This is a genomic window from Pseudomonas peli, assembly GCF_050563605.1.
Classification (GTDB): Bacteria; Pseudomonadota; Gammaproteobacteria; order Pseudomonadales; family Pseudomonadaceae; genus Aquipseudomonas; species Aquipseudomonas peli_A.
In genome coordinates, this window is the sequence record NZ_JBNXUH010000001.1 from 436,157 (window position 1) to 452,638 (window position 16,482).

General features: G+C 61.0%; 18 protein-coding genes and 1 other RNA gene. 10 read left to right on the forward strand and 9 right to left on the reverse strand.

Annotated elements, in window-relative coordinates:
• The first annotated feature begins 170 nt into the window (after positions 1–170).
• The 3 genes from rho (at position 171) to ACQ4LH_RS02060 (ending at position 4,117) form a co-directional block, all read left to right on the forward strand.
• Entirely contained in the window at positions 171–1,430 is a 1,260-nt protein-coding gene (rho, locus tag ACQ4LH_RS02050) for a transcription termination factor Rho (protein WP_090254678.1), read from the forward strand.
• A gap of 252 nt (positions 1,431–1,682) precedes the next feature.
• Complete coding sequence (ubiD, locus tag ACQ4LH_RS02055; RefSeq protein WP_430695700.1) at positions 1,683–3,149, forward strand: 4-hydroxy-3-polyprenylbenzoate decarboxylase; 1,467 nt, start codon at positions 1,683–1,685, stop codon at positions 3,147–3,149.
• A complete protein-coding gene (locus tag ACQ4LH_RS02060) occupies positions 3,149–4,117 on the forward strand; it encodes a CDP-6-deoxy-delta-3,4-glucoseen reductase (protein ID WP_430695701.1) in 969 nt (322 codons plus the stop codon). The genes ubiD and ACQ4LH_RS02060 overlap by 1 nt, the downstream gene beginning before the upstream one ends.
• 55 nt (positions 4,118–4,172) lie before the next feature.
• On the opposite strand, the gene ACQ4LH_RS02065 is transcribed toward ACQ4LH_RS02060, so the two are convergent.
• Positions 4,173–5,150 carry an NADPH:quinone oxidoreductase family protein gene (locus tag ACQ4LH_RS02065; RefSeq protein ID WP_430695702.1) on the reverse strand — a complete coding sequence of 326 codons (978 nt, stop codon included), beginning with the start codon at positions 5,148–5,150 and terminating at the stop codon, positions 4,173–4,175.
• A 158-nt stretch (positions 5,151–5,308) separates the two neighbouring features.
• On the opposite strand from ACQ4LH_RS02065, the gene ACQ4LH_RS02070 reads away from it, so the two are divergent.
• Positions 5,309–5,719, forward strand: a complete 411-nt coding sequence (locus ACQ4LH_RS02070; RefSeq protein ID WP_430695703.1) for a flagellar basal body-associated FliL family protein — start codon at positions 5,309–5,311, stop codon at positions 5,717–5,719.
• A gap of 26 nt (positions 5,720–5,745) precedes the next feature.
• Here ACQ4LH_RS02070 and ACQ4LH_RS02075 read toward each other — a convergent pair whose 3' ends face one another.
• The gene (locus ACQ4LH_RS02075) at positions 5,746–6,195 is read right to left on the reverse strand and encodes an EVE domain-containing protein (RefSeq protein ID WP_430695704.1); all 450 of its coding nucleotides are present in this window, start codon (positions 6,193–6,195) and stop codon (positions 5,746–5,748) included.
• A gap of 171 nt (positions 6,196–6,366) precedes the next feature.
• On the opposite strand from ACQ4LH_RS02075, the gene ACQ4LH_RS02080 reads away from it, so the two are divergent.
• Positions 6,367–6,501, forward strand: coding sequence for a hypothetical protein (locus ACQ4LH_RS02080; protein ID WP_424485628.1), 135 nt, complete (start codon positions 6,367–6,369; stop codon positions 6,499–6,501).
• A gap of 50 nt (positions 6,502–6,551) precedes the next feature.
• Here the strand turns inward: ACQ4LH_RS02080 and ACQ4LH_RS02085 are convergent, their stop codons facing one another.
• The 4 genes from ACQ4LH_RS02085 to ACQ4LH_RS02100 all read right to left on the reverse strand — a co-directional run bounded on the left by ACQ4LH_RS02085 (position 6,552) and on the right by ACQ4LH_RS02100 (position 7,930).
• Positions 6,552–7,148: a 5-formyltetrahydrofolate cyclo-ligase gene (locus tag ACQ4LH_RS02085; RefSeq protein WP_430695705.1), complete on the reverse strand. Its 597-nt coding sequence runs from the start codon at positions 7,146–7,148 to the stop codon at positions 6,552–6,554.
• 49 nt (positions 7,149–7,197) lie between these two features.
• Positions 7,198–7,376, reverse strand: a non-coding RNA gene (gene ssrS / locus ACQ4LH_RS02090) — 6S RNA.
• A 33-nt stretch (positions 7,377–7,409) separates the two neighbouring features.
• A complete protein-coding gene (locus tag ACQ4LH_RS02095; RefSeq protein WP_090254691.1) occupies positions 7,410–7,724 on the reverse strand; it encodes a cell division protein ZapA in 315 nt (104 codons plus the stop codon).
• Complete coding sequence (locus ACQ4LH_RS02100; RefSeq protein WP_090254694.1) at positions 7,724–7,930, reverse strand: TIGR02449 family protein; 207 nt, start codon at positions 7,928–7,930, stop codon at positions 7,724–7,726. The genes ACQ4LH_RS02095 and ACQ4LH_RS02100 overlap by 1 nt, the downstream gene beginning before the upstream one ends.
• Positions 7,931–8,222: 292 nt before the next feature.
• Here ACQ4LH_RS02100 and ACQ4LH_RS02105 point away from each other — a divergent pair, with 292 nt between their 5' ends.
• The 5 genes from ACQ4LH_RS02105 to ACQ4LH_RS02125 all read left to right on the forward strand — a co-directional run bounded on the left by ACQ4LH_RS02105 (position 8,223) and on the right by ACQ4LH_RS02125 (position 13,197).
• Positions 8,223–8,777 carry a YecA family protein gene (locus ACQ4LH_RS02105; protein WP_170049879.1) on the forward strand — a complete coding sequence of 185 codons (555 nt, stop codon included), beginning with the start codon at positions 8,223–8,225 and terminating at the stop codon, positions 8,775–8,777.
• A 33-nt stretch (positions 8,778–8,810) separates the two neighbouring features.
• Positions 8,811–10,145 carry a Xaa-Pro aminopeptidase gene (gene pepP, locus ACQ4LH_RS02110; RefSeq protein ID WP_430695706.1) on the forward strand — a complete coding sequence of 445 codons (1,335 nt, stop codon included), beginning with the start codon at positions 8,811–8,813 and terminating at the stop codon, positions 10,143–10,145.
• Between the two features lie 3 nt (positions 10,146–10,148).
• The gene (gene ubiH, locus ACQ4LH_RS02115; RefSeq protein ID WP_430695707.1) at positions 10,149–11,336 is read left to right on the forward strand and encodes a 2-octaprenyl-6-methoxyphenyl hydroxylase; all 1,188 of its coding nucleotides are present in this window, start codon (positions 10,149–10,151) and stop codon (positions 11,334–11,336) included.
• A gap of 3 nt (positions 11,337–11,339) precedes the next feature.
• A complete protein-coding gene (locus ACQ4LH_RS02120; RefSeq protein ID WP_430695708.1) occupies positions 11,340–11,822 on the forward strand; it encodes a DUF4442 domain-containing protein in 483 nt (160 codons plus the stop codon).
• Positions 11,823–11,979: 157 nt separating this feature from the next.
• Complete coding sequence (locus ACQ4LH_RS02125; protein ID WP_430695709.1) at positions 11,980–13,197, forward strand: 2-octaprenyl-3-methyl-6-methoxy-1,4-benzoquinol hydroxylase; 1,218 nt, start codon at positions 11,980–11,982, stop codon at positions 13,195–13,197.
• A gap of 86 nt (positions 13,198–13,283) precedes the next feature.
• On the opposite strand, the gene dctM is transcribed toward ACQ4LH_RS02125, so the two are convergent.
• The 3 genes from dctM to dctP all read right to left on the reverse strand — a co-directional run bounded on the left by dctM (position 13,284) and on the right by dctP (position 16,312).
• On the reverse strand, positions 13,284–14,567 hold the full coding sequence (gene dctM, locus ACQ4LH_RS02130; protein WP_430695710.1) for a C4-dicarboxylate TRAP transporter large permease protein DctM: 1,284 nt from the start codon (positions 14,565–14,567) through the stop codon (positions 13,284–13,286).
• Positions 14,564–15,196, reverse strand: coding sequence for a TRAP transporter small permease (locus ACQ4LH_RS02135; RefSeq protein WP_160086748.1), 633 nt, complete (start codon positions 15,194–15,196; stop codon positions 14,564–14,566). The genes dctM and ACQ4LH_RS02135 overlap by 4 nt, the downstream gene beginning before the upstream one ends.
• A gap of 126 nt (positions 15,197–15,322) precedes the next feature.
• The gene (gene dctP, locus ACQ4LH_RS02140; protein WP_430695711.1) at positions 15,323–16,312 is read right to left on the reverse strand and encodes a C4-dicarboxylate TRAP substrate-binding protein DctP; all 990 of its coding nucleotides are present in this window, start codon (positions 16,310–16,312) and stop codon (positions 15,323–15,325) included.
• Positions 16,313–16,482: the final 170 nt, after the last annotated feature.

Here is a 16,482-nt window from a genome sequence, read left to right on the forward strand (position 1 = left end):
GTGTTACATTCGGCCTCGCTGCATTTCCTATGCAGCCCCCTGCAAGCCGTCGCCGACGCATTCCTATTCGAATCTTTCGATATACAAGCAGGCGATCAAGTCGCCTTCTCAGCGGCGCGGCCTCCCAAGCTAAATAGCTTATTCCCCTCCTTCATGATTACGTCATTCCTATGAATCTGACCGAACTCAAGCAAAAGCCGATTACCGAACTGCTGGAACTCGCTGAACAACAGGGCCTGGAAAACATGGCCCGTTCGCGCAAGCAGGACGTGATTTTCTCCCTGTTGAAAAAACACGCTAAAAGCGGTGAGGAAATCTCCGGTGATGGCGTGCTGGAGATTCTCCAGGACGGTTTCGGCTTTCTCCGCTCTGCGGATGCCTCGTACCTCGCTGGCCCCGATGACATCTATGTCTCGCCGAGCCAGATCCGCCGCTTCAACTTGCGTACAGGCGATACCATCGTCGGCAAGATTCGCCCGCCGAAAGAAGGCGAGCGTTACTTCGCGCTGCTCAAGGTTGACACGATCAACTACGACCGCCCGGAAAACGCCAAGAACAAGATTCTGTTCGAAAACCTGACGCCGCTGTTCCCCACCAAGCGTCTGGTCATGGAAGCCGGTAACGGCTCCACCGAGGACATCACCGGCCGGGTGATCGACCTCTGCGCCCCGATCGGCAAAGGCCAGCGCGGCCTGATCGTCGCACCGCCGAAAGCCGGTAAGACCATCATGCTGCAGAACATCGCCGCAAACATCGCGCGCAACAACCCCGAGTGCCACCTGATCGTTCTGTTGATCGACGAGCGCCCGGAAGAAGTGACCGAAATGCAACGCACCGTGCGCGGCGAAGTAGTTGCCTCGACCTTCGACGAGCCGCCAACCCGCCACGTGCAGGTTGCCGAAATGGTCATCGAGAAGGCCAAGCGCCTGGTTGAGCACAAGAAAGACGTGGTCATCCTGCTCGACTCCATCACCCGTCTGGCGCGTGCCTACAACACCGTGATCCCAAGCTCTGGCAAGGTGCTTACCGGTGGTGTCGACGCTCACGCCCTGGAGAAGCCGAAACGCTTCTTCGGCGCCGCGCGTAACATCGAAGAAGGCGGTTCGCTGACCATCATCGCCACCGCGCTGGTAGAAACCGGCTCGAAGATGGATGAAGTGATCTACGAAGAGTTCAAAGGCACCGGCAACATGGAGCTGCCGCTGGACCGTCGTATCGCTGAGAAGCGTGTGTTCCCTGCGATCAACATCAACCGCGCCGGTACCCGCCGCGAAGAACTGCTGACCGCCGATGACGAACTGCAGCGCATGTGGATTCTGCGCAAGTTGCTGCACCCGATGGATGAGATTGCCGCCATCGAGTTCCTCACCGACAAGCTGAAAGCGACCAAGACTAACGAAGAGTTCTTCCAGTCGATGAAGCGTAAGTAAGAGGGTGTACTGCGCATCGGTGATGCTGCGTTAAAAACAGACTCAGAATGCTCATGTACAAAAGTACACTCCGCTTCTTCGCCTGTTTTTGCCTTGCCGAACCTTCGCTCGCTACGATCCTAAACATACGCACCTACAAAAGCCGGGTAAGCCCGGCTTTTGTGTGTCTGGAGGCTGGCTTTCCCTTCTGAAAGACCCAGTTCGGCGCTAAACTTTGCGCCCCTATTGCTCGGCCCGAAACGAGGCATCTGCATGCAGTATCGTGACCTGCGCGATTTTATTCGCGGTCTGGAGACGCGCGGCGAACTCAAGCGCATCCAAACGCCGGTTTCCCCTGTGCTGGAAATGACCGAAATCTGCGACCGCACCCTGCGTAAAGGCGGGCCGGCGCTGCTCTTCGAAAACCCCACAGGCTTCGATGTGCCTGTGCTCGGCAACCTGTTCGGCACGCCCAAGCGTGTGGCCTTGGGCATGGGCGCGGAAGAAGTCAGCGAGCTGCGCGAAATCGGCAAGCTGCTGGCCTTCCTCAAGGAGCCCGAGCCGCCTAAGGGGCTCAAGGATGCCTGGAACAAGCTGCCGATCTACAAGAAGGTGCTGAGCATGGCGCCTAAGGTGCTCAAAGACGCCCCTTGCCAGGAAGTGATCGAAGAAGGTGACGACGTCGACCTCGGCAAGCTGCCGGTACAGACCTGCTGGCCTGGCGATGTTGGCCCGCTGATTACCTGGGGCCTGACCATTACCAAAGGCCCAAATAAAGAACGGCAGAACCTTGGCATCTACCGCCAGCAGGTGATCGGCCGTAACAAGGTGATCATGCGCTGGCTCAGCCACCGCGGCGGCGCTCTGGACTATCGCGAGTGGTGCCAGAAGTATCCGGATCGCCCCTATCCGGTGTGCGTTGCCCTAGGTGCGGATCCGGCGACCATTCTCGGTGCCGTCACCCCGGTGCCCGACAGTCTTTCCGAATACGCTTTTGCCGGTCTGTTGCGCGGCCACCGCACCGAGCTGATCAAGGCCCGTGGCAGTGATCTGCAGGTGCCGGCCAGCGCCGAAATCGTCCTCGAAGGGGTGATCCATCCGGGCGAGACTGCGCCGGAAGGACCCTACGGCGATCACACTGGCTATTACAACGAGGTCGATACCTTCCCGGTGTTTACCGTCGAGCGCATCACCCGTCGGCAAAAGCCGATCTATCACAGCACCTACACCGGTCGGCCGCCGGATGAGCCGGCGATTCTCGGTGTGGCACTGAACGAAGTGTTTGTGCCGATCCTGCAGAAACAGTTTCCCGAGATTATCGACTTCTACCTGCCGCCGGAAGGCTGTTCCTATCGCATGGCGGTGGTGACCATCAAGAAGCAGTACCCCGGTCACGCCAAGCGCGTAATGCTCGGTGTGTGGTCGTTCCTGCGACAGTTCATGTACACCAAGTTCGTTATCGTCACCGACGACGATATCAACGCACGGGACTGGAACGACGTGATCTGGGCAATTACCACGCGCATGGACCCCAAGCGCGACACGGTGATGATCGAAAACACACCGATCGACTACCTCGACTTCGCCTCGCCGATCTCCGGCCTCGGCTCGAAGATGGGGCTGGATGCCACCCATAAATGGCCTGGAGAAACCACCCGCGAGTGGGGCCGAGCTATCGTTCAGGATGAAGCGGTCAAACAGCGCGTCGATGCGTTGTGGTCTGAGCTGGGAATTGATTGATGAAAGTCACCCTGAACCCTTCAGGTGCCGTACTGGACGTGCAGCCCCGCGAGCGCATCCTTGATGCCGCGCGGCGTCTGGGTTACGACTGCCCACAGAGCTGCCGCAATGGCAATTGCCATATCTGCGCGGCGCTGCTGGTTGAAGGCCGCGTGCAGCAGGGCGGGGTTGAGCTGAGCCACGGCGAGCTGTTTACCTGCATGGCCGAGCCACTGCAGGATTGTGTGCTGCACTGGGATGGCGTACTGGCCCCCGGCGAGCTGCCGGTGCGTGAGCTGGCCTGCCAGGTCGTCGCGTGTGATGACGTGGGCGGTGATGTATTTCGTCTGCGCCTGCAGGCGCCTGCAGGCAAGGTGCCGCGTTATCACGCCGGGCAATACCTGCTGCTGCAGCGCGATGGTGACGATTACGCGGCGTTCTCCTTGGCTTCGGCGCCGCATCGCGGGCGTGAGCTGGAGTTGCATGTACTGGCTCGCGACGAAGCCACTGTCGCTCTAATCGCTCAGCTGCGCCGTACCGGTTTGGCGCGGGTGAAAATGCCCTTCGGTGATACTCACCTGGCCGAGCTGCCGGATGGGCCGCTGGTGTTGATCGCCGCCGGTACCGGCATGGCGCAGATGCACAGCCTGATCGAACACTGCCGCGCCGCCGGTTTCGCCCACCCGGTGCACCTGTACTGGGGCGCGCGCCGCCCGGAGGATTTCTACGAACTGCAGCACTGGGCGCAGTGGCAGCAGGTGCCCAATCTGTTCCTGCATCAGGTGGTCAGTGACCAGTGCGGCTGGCAAGGTCGTTGCGGCTTGTTGCACGAGGCCGTACGCGAAGACTTCGTCGATCTCAAGGCGCTTCACCTCTATGCCAGCGGTTCGCCCGCCATGGTCTACGCCACTCTGGACGCCCTGGTAGATGCCGGCATGGATGCCCATCAGATGCGCGCCGACGTATTCGCCTACGCGCCGCGCGGCTGAATCCCGCGCATAAAAAAGGCCGCCTGATGGGCGGCCTTTTGCTGCTTGTGCGGACTTAACGCGCGGTGACTACCACTTTGCCCACGGCCTTGCGCTGGCCGAGGGTGTTGATCGCCTCCGCCGCTTGTTCCAGTGGGAAGGTCTGCGAAACCAGCGGCTTGAGTTTGCCTTCGGCATGCCAGGCGAACAGTTGCTGGAAGTTGGCGGCATTGTCCTGCGGCTGACGCTGGGCGAAGGAGCCCCAGAATACCCCGACCACGGCAGCGCCCTTGAGCAGCGTGAGGTTGACCGGCAGCTCGGGGATGCGCCCGCTGGCAAAGCCCACCACCAGGAGGCGGCCGTTCCAGGCGATTGAGCGAATGGCGGCATCGAACAAGTCGCCACCCACCGGGTCATAGATCACGTCCGCGCCCTGGCCGCCGGTCAGGCGTTTTACTTCGTCCTTCAGGTTGCTTTCGCTGTAGTTGATCAGCTCATCGGCGCCGGCTGCCTTGGCTATTTCGAGTTTTTCCGCGCTGCTTGCTGCGGCAATCACCTTGGCACCCATGGCCTTGCCGATTTCCACTGCCGCCAAGCCAACGCCGCCGGATGCGCCGAGCACCAGCAGGGTTTCCCCCGGTTGCAGGTTGGCGCGCTGCTTGAGGGCGTGCATCGAGGTGCCGTAGGTCATGCCGAAGGCGGCAGCGCTGACAAAGTCCATGCTCGCCGGGATCGGCATAACGTTGTAGCCAGGCACCGCCACTTCTTCGGCAAAGCTGCCCCAGCCGGTAAGGGCCATGACCCGGTCACCGACTTTCAGATGGCTGACCTTTTCGCCCACAGCAGTTACCACGCCAGCAGCTTCGCCACCCGGAGAGAAGGGGAAGGGCGGCTTGAACTGGTATTTGCCCTCGATGATCAGCGTGTCGGGGAAGTTGACCCCGGCCGCATGAACTTCCAGCAGCACTTCATTCTTCTTCGCTTCGGGGCTGGCGATTTCTTCCAGTACCAGGGTTTCGGCGGGGCCGAAGGCTTTGCACAGCACGGCTTTCATCGGGCTTTTCCTCTGCGGGTGATGGCCATGCAGTGTAGGTGCGGGTGGTGCCCGGTCAACGAGCATGCCTGTGCCTGATGGTCATGCATAAGCTTGGGGCTTGGGCCGCCGCCTGACTGTGGCTATGCTAGGGGCTGAACTCTTGAGGAATACCGCCTGTGAAAGCCTGGATCGCATTGTTGTTGGCCCTGTCCCTGCCCTTGGCGGCGCATGCCTCGGAAGATGAAGAAGCCAAGGAAGGGGCTGCGCCGGTGGTGTCCTACGTCACCCTGGTGCCGGCGCTGGTGGGTAACTTTGGCGAGGGCCCCAAGCTCAAGTTCTTCAAGGCCGACCTGTCCCTGCGGGTGACCGGTGCGGACGTCGAAGCCAAGGTCAAACACCATGAGCCGTTGATTCGCAATCAGCTGGTCATGCTGTTTTCCCAGCAGACCGAGGTGGCCATGGCAGCCCCGGGTGCGCGGGAGACGCTGCGCGCCGAGGCGCTCAAACAGGTGCAGGACGTGCTCACCCAGGAAGAAGGCAAGCCGCTGGTTGACGACCTGCTGTTCAACAACCTGATCATTCAATAAGCCTGCTCAGCGGGTGCTGCGCCATTTCAGCGCAGCGCCAGCACGGCTGCCCATTCCTCGGCGCTGACGGGCATCACCGACAGGCGGCTGCCCTTCTGCACCAGCGGCAATTCCAGCAGCGCACTCTGCGCTTTCAGCTGCGCCAGCGGGATAACCCGCTTGAACGCCTCGAAAAACGCCACATCGACTGCGCTCCAGGGGTTCTTGGCGGCGCTGGCCTTGGCGTCGAAATAGTGGCTGTCGGGCTCCAGGGCGGTGGGGTCAGGGTAATGTGGCGCGGCAATGCGCCCGATCCCGGCAATCCCTGGCTCCGGGCAACTGGAGTGGTAGAAGAAGAACATATCCCCTGGCTGCATGCTGCGCAGGAAGTTGCGCGCCTGGTAATTGCGCACGCCATCCCAACGGGCTTGCTCCAGGCGCTGCAAGTCGTGAATCGAGAGTTCGTCGGGTTCCGACTTCATTAGCCAATAAGGCATGAACTTTGCTCCTGTAATCCAGTCCGTTAGCGGGCAGGTGCTGTTTACCTGGTGGTGCCCGGCGTGTAGCAGTGTTGCACCCGGCGCGTGTGAATGGCTGCCGCTGTTGGACCTATAAAAATAATCGCCGCGAATACAGCGTGCGCTATGCCTTTAAGGGGGAGGCATTCAATGAAACGTAAACCAGATGTGTTGTTGATTTTGGTAATACTGTTCAGCCTGGGTGTGGTAACTACCGGTTATACCCAGAGTTTGTGGGATCGCCAGGCTGATGCGCCGGTCAGTCAGTCGCAAGCGGCTGGTTGAAGCTGGTACGTACCGCAGGGAGTGCGGTACAGCCTTTATAGCGGCTTGATTCAATACCACGCCTTGTCCGTCACTGTGCCTTGCAGTGGCACATCCCAGCTGGCCATCGCCAGTCGATCTACCTGCTGACACTCATGCGCCAAGCCCAGTAATGTCGGTTTGTGCCAATTTTTGCGCAATGCGCGATATGCCAGGCTGCGGTCATAAAACCCTCCGCCCATACCCAGGCGCGCGCCATGGCGGTCGAAGCCGACCAGCGGTAGCAGCACTAGATCCAGTGTCCAGACCTTGCGTTGTTGTTTGCAGTTGCGCCGTGGCTCGTAAATACCGAAGCGATTCTTCTGCAAGCTCTCACCAATACGGATGCGTTGAAACACCATCTTGCTGCGAGGCCAGGGGCTGAGTACCGGCAAGTAAGTCGCTTTACCGCGTTGTTGCGCGGCACGCAGCAGGGGGCGCGGATCGATCTCGCCGTCATTGGGCAGGTACAGGGCAATCTGCTGCGCGCGGCGAAACAGCGGGTGTTGTGCCAGCTGTTTATACAAGCCGTGGGCGGCTTGGCGTTGAGCGTGGCGGCTGAGTGCGCGGCGCTGTACGCGCAGATGGCGACGTAATTGCCCGCGGCTTAGGGCTGAGGTATCGAGCATGGGTTGTTGCTGTAGCGATCGCCGCGCAAGGGCAACCGGCTAGAGAGAATGACTCCCCGACGTGCCGCTGTCGGCTTAGCCCTTGAACCCGAAAGTTCAAGGTGGAGGTTGCAGGAGGCGTTAAGGCTTTCCGTCAAGCGGACATGCACACCGGCTTCAACGTGCAACCTCCGGGGTTGTGCGAATCGGCTCAGGGACATCACCAACTGGCGCACACTCCAGGGAGCGGTGGCCAGTATACCCGAAAGCGTCGGCACGCAATCAGCTGCCTTGCTCATCGGCATCCCGAGCCAGAGCGCTGTCGACCCGATTGAGCAGGCTACGCACCTGATCGCGGTTGGCGCCGGCCTGCTGATCAAGGTGTTGCTGTTTGTGTAGCAGGTCGTGGGTAATGTTCAGGGCAGCCATAACCGCAACGCGGTCGGCACCGATCACTTTGCCGCTCGAGCGGATCTCTCGCATCTTGCCGTCCAGGTAGCGCGCGGCGCTTTCCAGATTGCTGCGTTCATCGCTCGGGCAAGCGATGCAATATTCTTTGTCCAGAATCTGGACGGTCAAGGTATTCGACTGGGTCATTAATCCTGCTCCAGGGCTTTGAGGCGCGAAATCATGGATTCGACCTTATGCCGGGCCATTTCGTTCTTTTCAATTAGATGGGCACGTTCTTCGCGCCAGGCCTTTTCGCTCGTCAGAAGCTGTCGGTTTTGCGCCTTGAGCTGTTCGACACGCTGGATCAGCAAGTCCAGCTTGGTCGTAAGAGCCTGCAGGTCGACGTCTTCCATGGTTCTCTACTCGTAGCTAGGTGAGTGGGCTGGCAGGTGAAAAATAGCGTCTTTGCGGCGTCTTCGACAGTACCGGAGAGTATGCGGTTCTGTTGCCTGGCGCGTTTGGCAGTGTGGGACAGATCGACGTGCTAGAGGTTGATGCATTTCACCCGCGGATTAAGGTGCGGCAATTATTCGTGCTGGCTGGTGCGCGCTCCGTCGAGCCGCTTGCATAGTCTTGGCACGCCTGCCGGTGCTAGGATACAAGGCCTCCATTCTAGTGATCGCGCAGCTTTGCGCCTAGTTATCTATGCCAACTTCAAATTCTCCGTACTCCGCGTTTGCCGCCCTGCTCGCCAGCAGCGGCCACACCATTTCCCCAGCCGAGTTGCATGGTCTGCTGCTCGGTCGCAGCTGTGCTGGTGCGGGCTTTGAAATCGACTCCTGGTTGGTGGATGCCGCTGAGCTGCTTGGCGCTGCGCCGGAAGATACCGTGCGCCAGGCGCTGATCGGCCTGCAGGAAATGGTCAAGAACGAGCTGACCAGTAATGACGTCACCGTGGTGCTGCTGTTGCCCAGCGACGATGCGCCGCTTAGCGAGCGTGCCGTGGCTCTGGGACAATGGTGCCAGGGCTTCCTCGGCGGCTTCGGCCTGACTGCCCGCGACAGCGCCCTGAGCGCGGAAGCCATGGAAGTGCTGCAAGACCTCTCGGCGATTTCCCAGGTGCAGAACGCCCTGGATGAGTCCGATGATGGCGAGAACGATTACATGGAAGTGATGGAGTACCTGCGTGTTGCGCCGCTGCTGCTGTTCAGCGAGTGCGCCAAGCCAGTGGTCGCCGCGGCGAAGCCGTCGCTGCATTGATTTTCATGCAATAGAAGTGGACTCAATCTGCCCATGATCAGCATCCCCAAGTCGGAATACGCCCGTCGGCGCAAGGCGCTGATGGCGCAGATGGAACCCAACAGCATCGCGATTCTGCCGGCGGCGCCGGTGTATATCCGTAACCGCGATGTTGAGCATATCTACCGTCAGGACAGCGACTTCCAGTACCTCTCCGGCTTTCCCGAGCCGGAGGCGGTAATTGCGCTGATTCCCGGGCGCGAGCATGGCGAATACGTATTGTTCTGTCGCGAGCGCGACCCGTTGCGCGAACTGTGGGACGGCCTGCGCGCCGGCCAGGACGGCGCAATCAGCCAGTACGGCGCCGATGATGCGTTCCCGATTGGTGATATCGACGACATCCTGCCGGGGCTGATCGAGGGCCGTGATCGGGTCTACTCCTCCATGGGCAGCAACCATGAGTTCGATCGCCAATTGATGGAGTGGATCAACGTGATCCGCTCCAAGGCGCGTCAGGGTGCCTCACCGCCCAACGAATTCATCACCCTTGAACACCTGCTGCATGACTTGCGTCTGTACAAGTCGGCGGCCGAAGTCAAAGTCATGAAGGAAGCTGCGGACATTTCCTGCCGCGCCCACGTGCGCGCCATGCAGGCCAGCCGTGCCGGCTTGTTTGAGTACCACCTGGAAGCCGAGCTGGATTACGAGTTCCGCAAGGGCGGGGCGAAGATGCCGGCTTATGGCTCCATCGTCGCGGCGGGCAAGAACGCCTGCATCCTGCATTACCGCGAAAACGATGCGCCGCTGAAAGACGGCGACCTGGTGCTGATCGATGCCGGCTGCGAGATCGACTGCTACGCCAGTGACATCACCCGCACCTTCCCGGTCAGCGGCAAATTCTCCCCCGAGCAGAAAGCCATCTACGAGCTGGTGCTGGCTTCGCAGGAGGCCGCGTTCAAGGAAATCGGCCCCGGCAAACACTGGAACCAGGCTCACGAAGCCACGGTGCAAGTGATTACCGCCGGCCTGGTGGCGCTCGGTCTGCTGCAGGGCGATGTCGCCGAGCTGATCGCCACTGAGGCCTACAAACCTTTCTATATGCACCGCGCCGGCCACTGGCTGGGCATGGATGTGCACGATGTCGGCGAGTACAAGGTCGGCGGTGAATGGCGCGAGCTGGAAGTCGGCATGGCCATGACCGTCGAGCCGGGCATCTATATCGCCGTGGACAATCAGGATGTGGCGAAGAAGTGGCGCGGCATCGGTGTGCGCATCGAGGACGACGTGGTGGTGACCAAGACTGGCTGCGAGATTCTCACCAGCGGCGTGCCAAAAACCGTCGCCGAGATCGAAGCGCTGATGGCCGCCGCACGCAGCGTGGCTGCCTAAATCATGCAGCGGGTGGATATCGCGATTATCGGCGGCGGCCTGGTGGGCGCCAGCCTAGCCGTGGCCTTGCAGGCCGAAGCCAAGCAGCGCGGCTGGAGCATTTGCCTGATCGAGCCATTCACTCCGGGCAACGGTTATCAGCCCAGCTACGACGCGCGTTCCACTGCGCTGTCGTTTGGCTCGCAGCAAATTTATCAGCGCCTCGGCCTATGGCAGCAGATCAGCCAGCGCGCCGAGCCGATCAAGCAGATTCATGTTTCCGACCGTGGCCGCTTTGCCGCCGCGCGCTTGAGCGCCGAGGAAGAAGGTGTGCCGGCGCTCGGTTATGTGGTGGAAAACGCCTGGCTCGGCGAATGCCTGTGGCAGGCGCTGGACCAGCAGGTGGTGAGCTGGCGCAGCCCGGCCCAGGTTACGCGCATGCAGGCTCTGGCCGATGGCTATCGTCTGACCCTGGACGATGGCAGTGAGCTTGAATGCAGCCTGGCGATTCTCGCCGAGGGCGGTCGCTCCGGTCTGCGTGAGCAACTGGGCATTGCCGTCAGCAACACGCCTTACGGGCAGAGCGCGCTGATCGCCAACGTCAGCCCGCAGGAGGCGCACAACGGCCTGGCCTTCGAGCGCTTTACCGAAGAAGGGCCGATGGCCCTGTTGCCGCTGGCGGATAACCGCTGCGCCCTGGTCTGGACCCGCGCCACTCTGGAAGCCGAACGGCTGTCGGCGCTGGACGATACGGCGTTTCTCGCCGAACTGCAGCAGGCCTTCGGCTATCGCCTGGGCAGCCTGCGCCAGGTCGGCGCGCGGCATCTCTATCCGCTGGCCCTGACTGCGGCCAAGGAGCAGGTGCGTCAGCATCTGGTGGTGCTCGGCAATGCCGCGCATAGCCTGCATCCGATTGCCGGGCAGGGCTACAACCTGTCGCTGCGTGACACTCTGGTGCTGGCCGAAACCCTGCTGGCCAGCAGCGCGCCGTTGGGCGATCTGGCCACCCTGCAGCGTTACCTGAGCCGTCAGCAAAGCGATCAGCAGCTGACCGTAGGCTTCTCCGACCAGGTCACCCGCCTGTTCAGTACCGGCCAGCCGCTATTGGCTGCTGGGCGCAACCTTGGCCTGCTCGGCCTCGACCTGCTACCTCCGGCGAAACGCTGGTTCGCCCGCCAGGCCATGGGCCTTGGCACTCGCTCGGAGCATTGATTCATGTCGGCGAACAAACTGGCGCGCAAGGCGCAGCTGCTGCGCTGGGCGATGAATCTGTATCCGCCGTATCTGGGCGCCGGTGTGCGGGTGCGGCAGATCAGCGCGGACTTCCGTCAGGTGCAGGTGAAGATGGGCCTCGGCTGGTATAACCGCAACTATGTTGGCACCCAGTTCGGCGGCAGTCTGTATTCGATGACCGACCCGTTTTTTATGCTGATGATCATGGAAAACCTCGGGCGTGACTTTATCGTCTGGGACAAGGCCGCGCGCATCGACTTTATTACCCCCGGCACCGGCCCGGTGTACGCCGATTTCAGCATCGACCAAGGGCTGCTGGACGATATTCGCCAGCACACGGCAGATGGCGATAAGTACCACCCCGAGCTGCATGTGGAGGTGCGCGATGGCAGCGGCACCCTGGTGGCGCGGGTGCACAAGACTCTTTACGTGCGGCTTAAACCGCGCGCTCGGCAGGCAGCCTAAGAACTTGTCAAAGTCTGCTGCGCGTCGGCCCTGCGGCGTTAAAAACAGGCCCGGAATGCTCATGTACAACAGTACACTCCGCTTCCTCGCCTATTTTTGCCTTGCATGGCTCTAGCTCGCGAAACTTTGAACAGGCTCTAAGTAAGAAGGAAATGTGATGCAAGCGGATCTGATCATCGTAGGCGCAGGCATGGTGGGCAGCGCCCTGGCGCTGGCCCTGCAGGATCAGGGGCTGGAGATTCTGCTGGTCGATGGTGGCCCGCTGAGCGTCAAACCCTTTGACCCGCTGGCCGCCTTCGAACCACGGGTCAGTGCGCTGTCGGTGGCCAGCCAGCGCATTCTCGACCGCCTCGGTGTATGGGACGGCATCGCCGCGCGACGCGCCTGCCCCTATGGCGAGATGCAGGTATGGGACGGTTCCGGCACCGGACAGATTCATTTCAGTGCGGCCAGCGTGCATGCCGAATCGCTCGGCCATATCGTCGAGAACCGTGTGGTGCAGGATGCACTGCTTGAGCGCCTGCACGACAGCCCGATTGGTCTGCTGCCGGGCGCCCGCCTGGAGCAGCTGCGCCGCTCCGGCGATGGCTGGTTGCTCAGTTTGAGTGACGGCCGCGAACTGCGTGCGCCGCTGCTTATTGCCGCCGACGGTGCCAACTCGGCGGTGCGCCGCTTGGCCGGTTGCGCTACCCGTGAGTGGGATTACCTGCACCACGCCATCGTCACCAGTGTGCGCTGCAGCAAGCCGCACCAGGCTACCGCCTGGCAGCGCTTTACCGATGACGGCCCATTGGCCTTTCTGCCGCTGGCAGGTCCTGAAGGTGAGCATTGGTGCTCGATTGTCTGGTCGGTCACCCCAACTGAAGCTGAACGACTGATGGCGCTGGATGATGCCGGTTTCCGCCGTGCGCTGGGCTTTGCCTTCGAGCATCGCCTGGGCGACATCCTCCAGGCCGATCCGCGCCTGTGCATTCCGCTGCGTCAACGTCACGCCAAACGCTATGTCGAAGATGGCCTGGCGCTGATCGGCGATGCCGCGCACAGCATCCACCCGCTGGCCGGCCAGGGCGTCAACCTGGGCTTTCTCGATGTGGCGGTGCTGGCTGAAGTGCTGCTGCATGCCGCGCAACGTGGCGAGCGCTTGGGTGATGTGAAGGTGCTCAGTCGTTACGAGCGTCGGCGCATGCCGCATAACCTGGCGATGATGGCGGCGATGGAAGGCTTTGAGCGGCTGTTTCAAGCTGACCCGTTGCCGCTGCGCTGGTTGCGCAACAGCGGCCTCAACTGGGTGGATGATCTGCCGGAAGCCAAGGCGCTGTTTGTGCGTCAGGCGTTGGGCTTGTCCGGTGACTTACCCGAGCTGGCGCGGGTCTAGCGTCAAACCTGATTTATTGAAGGCAAAAAAAGCCCGGCACTTAGGCCGGGCTAAAAGTGTGTAGGGAAGTACACACGGAGTTGCTGTCAGGTCATGCCCAGCCAGTTCGGCAATGCCAGGGAAACGGCAGGCACGTACGTGATGATCATCAGGAAGCTCAGTAGCAGCATCAGCCATGGCCATGCAGCCTTGACCACGGCGGTCAGCGGCATGCCGGTCACCGCTGAGGTGACGAACAGGTTGAGCCCCACGGGTGGTGTGATCAATCCGATTTCCATGTTCACCACCATGATGATGCCCAGGTGGATCGGGTCGATGCCCAGTTGCACGGCAATCGGGAAGAGGATCGGCGCGAGGATCAGGATGATCGCCGACGGCTCCATAAAGGCGCCCGCCACCAGCAGCACGATGTTCACTACCAGCAGGAACTGCCACGGCTGCAGGCCCATGTCGACCACCCAGGCAGTGATGGTCTGTGGGATCTGCTCGGTGGTCAGCACGTGGGCGAAGAGCATGGCGTTGGCGATGATGAACATCAGCATGATGGTCAGCTTGCCGGACTCCAGCAGCACCCGTGGGCACTCGCGTACGGTCATGTCCTTGTACACGAACAGCGCCACGAAGCCGGCGTAGACCGCTGCCACTGCAGCTGCTTCGGTCGGAGTGAACATGCCGGTGTAGATACCGCCGAGGATGATCACCATCAGCAGCAAACCCCATACGGCTTTGCGTGCAGTGCTGAGGAACTCGCGGAAGGTCGCGCGCGGCATGGCCGGCAGGTTCATCTTCCGCGCGACGATATAGATCGCCACCATCAGAGCCACGCCCAGCAGCAGGCCTGGTACCACGCCGGCCATAAACAGCTTGCCCACCGATTGCTCGGTCGCGGCGGCGTACACCACCATGACGATCGACGGCGGAATCAGGATGCCCAGGGTACCGGCGTTACACACGATACCGGCGCCGAACGCCTGCGGATAACCCGAGCGCACCATGCCGGCGATGGCAATCGAACCCACCGCAGCCACGGTGGCTGGGGAGGAGCCGGACAGCGCGGCGAACAGCATGCACGCCAGTACGGCGGAAATTGCCAGGCCGCCACGGATATGGCCAACGCAGGCGTTGGCGAAATCGATCAGGCGCTTGGCCACGCCGCCAGTGGTCATAAACGCACCGGACAGCAGGAAGAACGGAATCGCCAACAGGGTGTAGTGCTCGGAGGTTTCGAACAGCTTGATCGCCAGCGAACGCACCGAGTCCGGGCTGAACAGCATGATGGTCACCGAGCCGGCCAGGCCCAGCGAGGCGGCAATCGGCACGCCGATAAACATCAGCAGAAACAGCAGGACAAAGAGGAACAGAATGGTCATTGCTTGTGCTCCCCGTGCTCATTGATCTTCAGTGCGTCGGCGGCTTCGTCAGCCAGGCCGAGGCCGGTCTGCTGGTTGCGCAGGATGCGCACGAATATCTCAAAGAAGCGGATAAATACCATCGCGTAGCCGAACGGCACGATCAGGGTGATATGCCATTGCATGATGCCGTAGTGACCGAGGTCTTCCGCACCGATGCCGGCGGTGAACAGGGTTTTCACCCAGTCGAAGCTAGCGACGGTGATCAGCCCGGCATAGCCCAGGCAGGCCAGGCAGGCGATCAGGCCGATAACCCGTTGCACCGGTTTGCTGGCCAGTTTCACCAGCGCATCGACGCCGATATGCCCCGCGGTGCGTACACCGTAGGCCAGGCCGAAGAAAATCAACCAGGCGAATAACGCCTTGGTCAGGGCAATGCTCCAGGTCATCGACTGGGCCATGCCGAGAATGCTGTCGCCAATGGCGAAGAAAAACTCACTGCTGCCTTCCCAGCGATCCGCCAGGTTGTAGAACAGTGTGTAAAGGTTATTGAGGATCACGTAGACGAAGGTCACCAGCGTCATGGCGGCCAGCAGGAACGCGATAAAGCCTTCCTCGAAGTGGTCCCAGACGCGCCGCAAGGCGTTCATCGATAGAGTCTCCAGTGGTTAGGGGCGGCGTACCCAGGCCGCCCGAGAGGGTTGCCTGGGTATTCGGCCAATCGCGCAGCGGCAAGGCTGCGCTGTGGTTGGGTGCAGGCCGCAGCCTGCTCCGCCTTACTGGTTGGCTGCGTCGGCAGCCTTGATCAGGTCAGCACCGATTTCAGCTTCGAACTTGCTCCACACCGGCTTCATGGCATCGCGCCATTCATTACGCTGCTCAGGCGTCAGGGTAATGATCTCGGTGGTTTTCGCGTCGATGATGCGCTGCTTGTCGCCTTCGTTGAGGGCGTCAGCCTGCTTGTTCACTTCGGCGGTCACTTCCACGATGATCTTGTCCAGCTCGCTGCGTACATCGGCAGGCAGGCTGTTCCAGAACTTGGTGTTGGTGATCAGCATGTAGTCCAGAACACCGTGGTTGGATTCGGTGATGAACTTCTGCACTTCATGCATCTTCTGGCTGTAGATGTTCGAGTAGGGGTTCTCGGCACCGTTTACTACGCCAGTCTGCAGACCCTGGTAAACCTCGGCGAAGCTCATTTTGCGCGGGTTGGCGCGCACTGCCTTGAACTGCTCTTCCAGTACGGCGGAAGCCTGTACGCGGAATTTCAGGCCGCGGGCGTCTTTCGGCTCACGCAGCGCCTTGTTGGCGGACAGCTGCTTGAGGCCGTTGTGCCAGTAGGCCAGACCGGTGATGTTTTTCTCTTCCATGGACTTCAGCAGCGCCTGACCTTCTGGGCTCAGCTGGAAGCGATCGACGGCGGCCATGTCCTTGAACAGGAACGGCAGGTCGAATACCTGGATTTGCTTGGTGTACTGCTCGAATTTGGCCAGCGATGGGGCGATCAGCTGCACGTCACCGAGCAACAGCGCTTCCATTTCCTTACCGTCACCGAACAGCGAGGAGTTCGGGTAAACCTCGACCTTGACCTTGTCGCCCAGACGCTCTTCAGCGAGCTTCTTGAACAACGCGGCACCCTGGCCTTTAGGGGTGTGGTCGGCGACCACGTGGGAGAACTTGATCACGATCGGGTCGGCCGCTTGGGCCATACCGGCGATGCTCAGCGACAGGGCGCATGCGAGCGCCTTGGCAGTCAGTTTGAACATGGAGTCTTTCCTCTTGTTTTTGTATCACGTGATGCGCCGCAGCGCTGCAAGTCGGGCGAACAGGCTCAAGTCTAGGCGGCCTGTCAGAAAATGACGGGCGTCGGGCAGATTGCCTAGAACTGTGCGTTGATGAGTCGCCTGCAAGAGGCTAGAGCAACCGCCATGCCAGG